This window comes from Nocardia sp. NPDC058497, assembly GCF_042720195.1.
In the GTDB taxonomy this organism is placed as follows: Bacteria; Actinomycetota; Actinomycetes; order Mycobacteriales; family Mycobacteriaceae; genus Nocardia.
Map to the genome: position 1 here is coordinate 1 of NZ_JBHXMY010000229.1, position 8,713 is coordinate 8,713.

An 8,713-nucleotide genomic window follows, 5' to 3' on the forward strand; every position below is an offset into this window, starting at 1 on the left:
CCGCCTATTTGGGGGGGGGGGCGGTGGGTTTTAAGCTGGGGTGTGCACTGCCCGACCTGGCGGGCGACACCGCCTCCTCCCCCGGGGTGGTCGCCGCGGCGCGCGCCGCCCTGCACGCGGGCAAGCCGATCCTCTGCGACGCCAACATGGTGGCCTCCGGCGTCACCCGCAAGCGCCTGCCCGCCGACAATCCGGTGCTCTGCAACCTCGCCGACCCGCGCGTCCCCGCGCTGGCCGCGCAGCTGGGCAACACCAGGTCGGTGGCGGCGCTGGAACTGCTGCGCGACCAGCTCGACGGCGCTGTGGTCGCCATCGGCAACGCCCCCACCGCGCTGTTCCACCTGCTCGACATGCTCGACGCCGGCGCACCCAGGCCCGCCGCGATCATCGGCATCCCGGTCGGCTTCATCGGCGCCGCCGAATCCAAGCAGGCGCTGATCGACTTCGGTGGGATCGAATTCCTCACCGTGCGCGGCAGACGGGGTGGCAGCGCGATCACCGCGTCGGCGCTCAACGCGATTGCGAGCGAACAGGAGTGAGTGAGATCAGCACCGGCAAACTGTGGGGTATCGGCCTCGGCCCCGGCGATCCCGAACTGGTGACGGTGAAGGCGGCCCGCCTCATCGCCGAAGCCGACGTCGTCGCGTTCCACAGCGCGCGCCACGGGCGCAGCATCTCGCGCGGCATCGCGGCGCCGTACCTGCGGGAAGGCCAGCTCGAGGAGCACCTGGTCTACCCGGTGACCACCGAGACCACCGATCATCCCGGCGGCTACCAGGGCGCGATCGACGAGTTCTACGAGCAGGCCGCGGCCCGGCTGGCCACGCACCTCGCGGCGGGGCGCACCGTCGCGCTGCTCGCCGCGGGTGACCCGCTGTTCTACAGCTCCTACATGCACATGCACCGGCGGCTGGCCGACCGGTTCGAGGCCGAGATCGTGCCCGGCATCACCTCGGTCAGCGCGGCCTCGGCCGCCCTGGGCACCCCGCTGGTCGAGGGCGAGCAGGTGCTCACCGTGCTGCCCGGCACCATGCCCGTCGACCAGCTGACCGAGCGCCTGCGCACCACCGACGCGGCCGCCATCATGAAGCTGGGCCGCACCTATCCCGGTGTGCGCCAAGCACTCTCGGACTCCGGACGGCTCGGCGACGCCTACTACGTGGAACGCGCGAGCAGCACCCGGGAACGTGTGCTGGCCGCCGCCGAGGTCGACGACGCCGATGTGCCGTACTTCGCCATCACCCTGGTGCCGGGGCCGACGCCGACCACGCCGATCGTCACCCGCTCGCAGCCTGCGACCGCGCTGGACACCAAGGCGGTAGCGCCGAGCACCCCTGCTGACGCAGGCCGACCCGGGTCGGCCACCACCGAGCCGGCGTCCGACACCCCTGTCGGCGCGCCGCCGATCGGCGGCGGCCTCGCCTCGCCCCCGGCGTCCGCACCCGCCGGGTCCGTGACCGCCGACCAGGCCGAACTCGCAGCCGGCGATCTCGGCGGCCCGCCGGGCGAAGTCGTTGTCGTCGGACTCGGTCCCGGCGATACCGCGTGGACCACGCCGGAAGTCACCGCCGCGCTGGCGGAAGCGACCGATCTCGTCGGCTACACCACCTACATCAACCGCGTCCCCGAGCAGCCGGGTCAGCGCAGGCACGCCAGCGACAACAAGGTCGAATCCGAACGGGCCGCCATGGCACTGGATCTGGCCAAGCGGGGCGCGCGCGTCGCGGTCGTCTCGTCGGGCGATCCCGGTGTCTTCGCGATGGCCGCCGCGGTGCTGGAGGTGTCGGCCGAACCGCAGTTCAAGGACGTGCCGGTGCGGGTACTGCCCGGGCTGACCGCGGCCAATGCCGTCGCCAGCCGGGTGGGCGCGCCGCTCGGGCACGACTATGCGATGATCTCGCTCTCGGACCGGCTCAAGCCGTGGGATGTTGTCGTCCAACGACTTTCGGCGATCGCGGCCGCGGATATGGCGATCGCGATCTACAACCCGGCCTCCTCGCAGCGGCGCTGGCAGGTCGGCGCCATGCGCGATGTCCTGCTCGCGCACCGGCCGCCGGAGACACCAGTGGTGCTGGGTCGCGATGTCGGCGGGCCGACCGAGTCGGTCCGGGTGATCACCCTGGGCGAGCTCGATCCGGACGAGGTGGACATGCGTACGCTGCTCATCATCGGCGCGTCCACCACCACCGCCTTCGACACCGCCGAGGGCACCAGGGTCTTCACCGCGCGCCGGTACGGCACCGGCGAGTAGCGAACACACCGCAACACCGGCATTCTTGGTTGCCGACACACCCAGGGCGTAACATTCCACTTAGGAATGTAGTTCGAAGGGAGTTGACCGTTGACCGATACCGCGACTCGACGCCGCCCGCTGAACTCCACCGCGGCCTCGCTACTCGGGTTCCTGCACGAAGGTCCGATGTCGGGCTGGGACCTGGCCACCCAGGCCCAGCTCCGCATCGGCGACTTCTGGACCATCACCCAGAGCCAGGTGTATCGGGAACTGTCCGCCATGGATTCGGCCGGTCTGGTCACCAAGGGCGAACGGGGCGCCAGGGAGCGCACACCGTACCGGATCACCGACACCGGGCGTGAGGCGTTCGCCGAGTGGATCGCCCGCGATCCGGGCGCCGAGACGATCCGGGTGCCGCTGCTGCTGACATTGTCCTTCGGCGAGCACCTCGAACCGGCCCATCGCGATCGGATCATCGCCGCCAACCGCAACATCCATCAGGATCGCCTCGACCACTACCTCGACGAGGACCCGACCGCCCTCGCGCCGCACCAGCGCGCCACCCTCGAATTCGGCATCGCCTACGAACGCGCGGTGCTGCACTGGTTCGACAAGCTCCCGCGCATCTTCACCGCGCCGAACCCAGGCTGACCTGCGGTAAGCCCACCCGGTGCGCGGCGGCGTCGTGCAGCCAGTCCACGGCGGCGGCGACCTCGTCGACCGTCACCGCGCCCAGGGGCAGCGGCGGCCGGTCGATCATCACGACCGGGAGCCCGGCGGTGCGGGCGGCGACGATCTTCGCCTCGGTCTGTTCACCACCGCTGTTCTTGGTGACGAGCACATCGATCCGATGACGTGACATCAGGACGAGTTCGTCGTCGAACGTAAACGGTCCACGCGCCAGCAGCAATTCGTAGCGCGGGGGCAGCGGAGCCGCGGGCGCGTCGATCGAGCGGATGACGAAACGGCGCCCTGCACAGCCCGCGAAGGCGCCGACACCCTGGCGGCCGATGGTGAGCAGCACCCGCTCACCGTGGGTGGCCAGCGCCGCGGCGGCCGACGTCAGATCGGGCACGCGCGTCCACAGGTCACCGGGGCGCTGCACCCATTCCGGCCGCCGCAGGTGCAGCGCGGGAATGCCGAGTTCGTCCGCGGCGGTCGCCGCATGGGCGCTGACCTGCGCCGCGAAGGGATGAGTCGCGTCCACGACGGCGTCGATCGCGTTCTCGCGCAGCCAGGTTCGGAGGCCCTCGACACCACCGAAACCGCCTATGCGTACCGGACCGACCGGCAGCCGCGGATGTGCGACCCGTCCGGCGAGGGACGACACGATGTCGAGCCCCCGCTCGTCGGATGCGATCCGGGCCAGCTCCCGGGCTTCGCCCGTGCCGCCGAGGATCAGGACCCTCAGGGCTGCCTGCCGACGCCGGCCGAACCCGCGCCGGCCAGCGACGCGCCGCCGCTGCCGGTGATAGTGGTGTCCTGCACCGCGGGCGCGGTGAAACTCGTGTATTTCATGTAACTCCTTTACCGGAATGGCCACGACCCTACCCCCGAGGCACGCGTCTTACACCTTCGGTTCGTAACTTTCCTGGCGTCGCGACCCTGCATGAACGGTTTTACCGTGATCTGCGCGTGATCTGCCTGTGATCGGACCAGCGCGCTCATCCACCGCTAACCAGCGGGTTTTCCGACGATCCACTGGGCGACCGGCAGGTGTGGCCGCCAGGCGGTGAACCCACCGAGCGCTTCGCCACGGTAGACCTGAAATTTTCGCAGGACGCCACCGTAGGTGGCTGACCAGTCCAGCAGCTGCGCTTCCGATTCCGCGGTGACCACGTTGGCGACCAGCCTGCCGCCGGGGCGCAGGCGCTGCCAGCACTGCGCGAACACACCGTCCTGGGTGAGACCGCCGCCGAGAAATATCGCGTCCGGCGCGGGAAATTCCGCATCGGCAAACTCTGAGCGCACCTCGCCGCGGATCGTTATTCCGGGGACGCCGAGGAAGGTGGCATTCGCGGCGATCTGTTCCCGGCGGGCGGGAAGGCGTTCGAAGGTGACGGCACGGCACAGCGGATGGGTGCGGCACCATTCGATGGCGATGCTCCCCGATCCGCCGCCGACATCCCACAGCAATTCCCCCGGCGCCGGTGCCAGCGCGGTGACGGTGAGCGCGCGGACCTCGGCTTTGGTGAGCTGGCCGTCGCCGGTGAAGGCGGTGTCGGCCAAGCCGGGCAGGCGGGTGTCGCGACGGCGGCCCGAGTCGGCGACGCACTCGACGGCGACGATGTTGAGCGGGTCACCGTGGGGGTGCGACCAGGTCGTGGCGGTGCCGGTGAGCAGGCGTTCGGCGGGGCCACCCAGTTGTTCGAGGACTGTCAGCGTGGAATCGCCGAACCCGTTGTCGGACAACAACTGTGCCAGCTGGGCGGGGGTGGACTCGTCTTCGCTGAGCACTAGGACACGGCGGCGGTCGGCCAGCTCGGGCAGAACCGTCGGCAACGGTCGGGCAACCACGCTCACCACGGGGGTCTCGGCCAGTGGCCAGCCGAGTCGCGCGCATGCCAGCGACGCCGAGGACGGTTGCGGGAACACGCGCAGCGACTGTGCGCCGAACCGGCGGGCGAGGGTGACGCCGATGCCGTAGAACATGGGGTCGCCGCTGGCCAGGACGCCGATACGCCGATCGGCGTTGCGCGCGAACAACTCCGGCAGGGCGGGCAGCAGCGGGCTCGGCCACGGCACCTGTTCGGCATCACCGGGCGGGAGCAAGGCCAGTTGACGCGGGGAGCCGAACATGACGTCACATTCCAGAATCGCCGTTCGCGCGGTCTCGCCGAGACCAGACCAGCCATCGGCGCCGATGCCGACCACCACGATCGGCCGGCCCGCCCATTCCGCCTCGGTCACCGCGGCATCCGGCGCCACACGAACTGCGGCAGCAGCCGCATCACGAAGAACGCCACCGCGAGCCTGCCGGGTACAGCGACGCGGGTCGCGCCCTTGTGCAGGCTGCGCACGACGGCCTCGGCGACCTGATCGGGGGTGCTCGACATCGGTGCGGGGTCCATGCCGGTGGTCATGCGACCGATCACGAAACCGGATCGGACCAGCAGCAGTTGCACGCCGGTGCCGTGCAGGGCGTCACCGAGGCCGCTGGCGAAGCCGTCCAGGCCCGCTTTGGCCGATCCGTAGACGTAGTTCGCCCTGCGCACGCGGACGCCCGCGATAGAGCTGAAGACGACGATCTGGCCTGAGCCCTGGGCACGCATCAGGTTCGCGAGGGTGGTCAGCACGCTGACCTGGGCGACGTAGTCGGTGTGCACGACGGCGACCGCGTGCGCCGGGTCGTGTTCGGCGCGCTCCTGATCACCGAGGACGCCGAAGGCGAGGACCGCGGTCGCGAGGCCACCGTGTTCGGCGGCGAGCTTGTCCAGCAGCGGTGCGTGGGCGGCGGTGTCGTCGGCGTCGAATTCCACGGTGTGCACGGCGCTCGCGCCTGCCGCGCGCACCTGCTCGATCTCGGCGTCCAGCGCGTCGGACCGGCGGGCGGCCAGGATCACCACGCGTCCGGGGGCCAGTCTGCGCGCCACCTCGAGGCCGATCTCACTGCGCCCGCCCAGGACCAGCACCGGTCCGTCGTTCTGCTGCTTTCCCATGGGGTCAGTCTGCCCGATCCGACCGCGGTCGCGGATCCAGGTCGAGAGCCGAAACCCGCGGACCCGGCCGATGATCGGCCCGGCTACCGTTTCCCCATGCCGACCGCCACCGCACAACTCTCCCCCGCCGCCCTCGCTTTCGTCGCCGAGCGGCACCTCGCCACCCTCACCACCCTGCGCGCCGACGGCACCCCGCATGTGGTCGCGGTGGGCTTCACCTGGGATCCCGAGAGCGGGATCGCCCGCGTGATCACCGACGGCGCGTCGGTGAAGGCACGCAATGCCGGACGCGGTGGCTATGCGGCGGTGAGCCAGGTCGACGGGGCGCGCTGGCTCACTCTCGAGGGGCCGGCGACGGTGCTCGGCGAGGCCGACGACGTCGCGGAGGCCGTGCGCCGCTACACCGAGCGCTACCGGGTGCCGCGCGAGAACCCGACGCGTGTCGTCGTCGCGATCCAGGTGCGTCGCGTGTTGTCGTCGAGCACGCTGAAATAGCCTGCGCCCGAACCACACAGCGCGGGCGCCTGCCCCCGCCCTGAAACAGCCTGTGCGCGAACCGCTTACAGAACCGTCAGACCGTGCGGGCGGTTGTTCATCGACTCGGCGCCGTCCTCGGTGACGACCACGATGTCCTCGATGCGGGCGCCCCACTTGCCGCGGAAGTAGATGCCAGGTTCGATGCTGAACGCCATGCCCGGCTCGAGGACCAGGTCGTTGCCCGCCACGATGTAGGGCTCCTCGTGCACCGACAGGCCGATGCCGTGGCCGGTGCGGTGCACGAAGGCGTCGCCGAGGCCCGCGTCGGCGAGCACGGTGCGCGCGGCGGCGTCGACGGACTCCGCGGTCACCCCGGGGCGCACGGCGGCCACAGCGGCCGCCTGGGCGGCCTCGAGCAGGGCCACCTGCTCGGCGACCTGCTTGCCCGGGGTGCCGAGCACATAGGTGCGGGTGGAGTCGGAGAAGTAGCCGGGCTCGACGGGTCCACCGATGTCGATGACGACCACGTCGTCCTGCTGGATCGTCCGATCGGAGACCTCGTGGTGCGGGTCGGCGCCGTGCGGGCCACTGCCGACGATGACGAACGCCGCGGCGGTGTGGCCCTCCTCGACAATCGCGGCGGTGATGTCGGCGGCCACCTCGGATTCGGTGCGACCCGGGCGCAGGAACTCCCCCATCCGGGCGTGCACCCGGTCGATGGCCGCGCCCGCCCGGCGCAGCGCCGCGATCTCGGCGTCGTCCTTGATCATCCGCGATCGCCGCAGCACCGGTGTCGCCGAGGCGGGCAGACCGGTGGTGGACTGGGCCAGCGGGATCAGGTGCAGGGCGGGCATGGCCTCGGCCACGGCGATGCGGGAACCGGCGTGCAGCGTCGAGTGCACCAGCTGGTAGGGATCGACGCCGTCGACCCAGTCCAGCACCCGCAACCCGAGTTCACCGGCCGCCGACTCCGCCAGCGACGCCAGTTCGAGTTTCGGGATCACGACCGCCGGGGTTGCCCCGTCGGAGGTGATCACCAGGCAGGTGAGCCGCTCGAAGGACTGGGCCCTCGAACCGATCAGATACTGCAGGTCGGGGCCCGGCGTGATGAGCAGGGCGTCCAGATGCGCCGCGCGCATCGCCTCGACCGCCCGCTCCAGTCGCCTGCCGTAGACCTCCGCCGCGAACCGTGTCTCCGTCTGCGCGCTCATAAGAGGCGACGTTACCCGCCCCGCACCGACCGTCGCAGTATCGGCAACCGGAGCGGAATCGGATCGTGCCACGGTCGGCGTCGCGACCAGGACGGCGCCGTCACGGGCACCGGGACCCGTCTTCGGGGCACAATCACCGGTGTGACCGTTGACCAGACCCCCCACGGACCCCTGTTGATCCTCGACGGCGCCAGCCTCTGGTTCCGCGCCTACTACGCGATCCCCGACAAGCTCAGGGGCGCCGACGGGCGCTCGGTGAACGCGCTGCGCGGTTTCACCGACATGGTGGCCTCGCTGATCACCAAGCACCGGCCGAGCAGGCTCGTCGTCGGGCTCGACCTGGACTGGCGGCCGCCGTTCCGGGTGGCGCTGGTGCCGTCCTACAAGGCGCACCGGCTCGACACCAGCAGCGGCGCGGCGCCGGGCGCCGAGGAGGTGCCCGACACGCTCACCCCGCAGGTGGAGATGATCCTGGAGGTGCTCGCCGCGGCGGGCATCTGCACCGGCGGCGCGGAGGGGCTCGAGGCCGACGACGTGCTCGGCACGCTCGCCAGCCGGGAACGCACGGATCCGGTGGTGGTCGTCAGCGGTGACCGTGACCTGCTGCAGCTGGTCCGCGACGACCCGGCCCCGCCGGTGCGGGTCCTCTACGCGGGCCGCGGGCTGGCCAAGGCCGAGCTGTTCGGTCCCGCCGAGGTATCCGCGAAATACGGTGTGCCCGAACAGAACGCGGGCCCTGCCTACGCCGATATGGCCACTCTGCGCGGTGACGCCTCCGACGGTCTGCCCGGCGTCGCCGGCATCGGTGACAAGTCGGCCGCCCAGCTGATCTCGAAGTTCGGCTCGCTGGACGCGCTGCTGGTGGCCGTGGACGACCCCGGTTCCGACCTGGCCAAGGGTGTGCGGGCGAAACTGGTTGCGGCACAGGACTATCTGAAGGTCGCCGCGCCGGTGGTCCAGGTCGTGCGCGATGCCGAGGTGATCCTGTCCGGCCCGGACACCCTGCCCGCGACACCGGCCGACCCGGACCGGCTCCTGGAACTGGCCACCACCTACAACGCCGAGAGCCCGATCACCCGCCTGGTCACCGCGCTGACGGCGGTGCAGCGCGTGGGGGGACGCTGAGACGCAGC

The 8,713-nt window shown here is 71.0% G+C and carries 9 protein-coding genes; 5 read left to right on the top strand and 4 right to left on the bottom strand.

The window, feature by feature from the left end:
• From ACFWPJ_RS16965 to ACFWPJ_RS16975, 3 genes are all read left to right on the top strand, one after another.
• A partial coding sequence (locus ACFWPJ_RS16965) for a precorrin-8X methylmutase (protein WP_378852332.1) occupies positions 1-539 on the top strand: 539 nt, incomplete at its 5' end.
• A complete protein-coding gene (cobJ, locus tag ACFWPJ_RS16970; RefSeq protein WP_378852334.1) occupies positions 536-2,251 on the top strand; it encodes a precorrin-3B C(17)-methyltransferase in 1,716 nt (571 codons plus the stop codon). The genes ACFWPJ_RS16965 and cobJ, both read left to right, overlap by 4 nt.
• Before the next feature lie 90 nt (positions 2,252-2,341).
• A complete protein-coding gene (locus tag ACFWPJ_RS16975) occupies positions 2,342-2,884 on the top strand; it encodes a PadR family transcriptional regulator (RefSeq protein WP_378852336.1) in 543 nt (180 codons plus the stop codon).
• On the opposite strand, the gene ACFWPJ_RS16980 is transcribed toward ACFWPJ_RS16975, so the two are convergent.
• From ACFWPJ_RS16980 to ACFWPJ_RS16990, 3 genes are all read right to left on the bottom strand, one after another.
• Positions 2,862-3,644 (bottom strand): cobalt-precorrin-6A reductase, encoded by a 783-nt coding sequence (locus ACFWPJ_RS16980; RefSeq protein WP_378852348.1) that lies wholly within the window; start codon positions 3,642-3,644, stop codon positions 2,862-2,864. The genes ACFWPJ_RS16975 and ACFWPJ_RS16980 overlap by 23 nt on opposite strands.
• Before the next feature lie 263 nt (positions 3,645-3,907).
• A complete protein-coding gene (cbiE, locus tag ACFWPJ_RS16985) occupies positions 3,908-5,161 on the bottom strand; it encodes a precorrin-6y C5,15-methyltransferase (decarboxylating) subunit CbiE (RefSeq protein ID WP_378852338.1) in 1,254 nt (417 codons plus the stop codon).
• Positions 5,140-5,892 carry an SDR family NAD(P)-dependent oxidoreductase gene (locus ACFWPJ_RS16990; RefSeq protein WP_378852340.1) on the bottom strand — a complete coding sequence of 251 codons (753 nt, stop codon included), beginning with the start codon at positions 5,890-5,892 and terminating at the stop codon, positions 5,140-5,142. The genes cbiE and ACFWPJ_RS16990 overlap by 22 nt, the downstream gene beginning before the upstream one ends.
• Positions 5,893-5,988: 96 nt before the next feature.
• Here ACFWPJ_RS16990 and ACFWPJ_RS16995 point away from each other — a divergent pair, with 96 nt between their 5' ends.
• The gene (locus ACFWPJ_RS16995; RefSeq protein ID WP_378852342.1) at positions 5,989-6,387 is read left to right on the top strand and encodes a PPOX class F420-dependent oxidoreductase; all 399 of its coding nucleotides are present in this window, start codon (positions 5,989-5,991) and stop codon (positions 6,385-6,387) included.
• A 65-nt stretch (positions 6,388-6,452) separates the two neighbouring features.
• On the opposite strand, the gene ACFWPJ_RS17000 is transcribed toward ACFWPJ_RS16995, so the two are convergent.
• On the bottom strand, positions 6,453-7,580 hold the full coding sequence (locus ACFWPJ_RS17000; RefSeq protein WP_378852344.1) for a M24 family metallopeptidase: 1,128 nt from the start codon (positions 7,578-7,580) through the stop codon (positions 6,453-6,455).
• Between the two features lie 141 nt (positions 7,581-7,721).
• On the opposite strand from ACFWPJ_RS17000, the gene ACFWPJ_RS17005 reads away from it, so the two are divergent.
• A complete protein-coding gene (locus tag ACFWPJ_RS17005) occupies positions 7,722-8,705 on the top strand; it encodes a 5'-3' exonuclease H3TH domain-containing protein (RefSeq protein WP_378852346.1) in 984 nt (327 codons plus the stop codon).
• The last annotated feature ends 8 nt before the right edge of the window (positions 8,706-8,713 follow it).

Coding starts and splice junctions, on each gene's coding strand:
- ACFWPJ_RS16990 (WP_378852340.1), bottom strand. CDS start 5,892: ATGGGAAAGCAGCAGAACGACGGACCGGTGCTGGTCCTGGGCGGGCGC.
- ACFWPJ_RS16995 (WP_378852342.1), top strand. CDS start 5,989: ATGCCGACCGCCACCGCACAACTCTCCCCCGCCGCCCTCGCTTTCGTC.
- ACFWPJ_RS17000 (WP_378852344.1), bottom strand. CDS start 7,580: ATGAGCGCGCAGACGGAGACACGGTTCGCGGCGGAGGTCTACGGCAGG.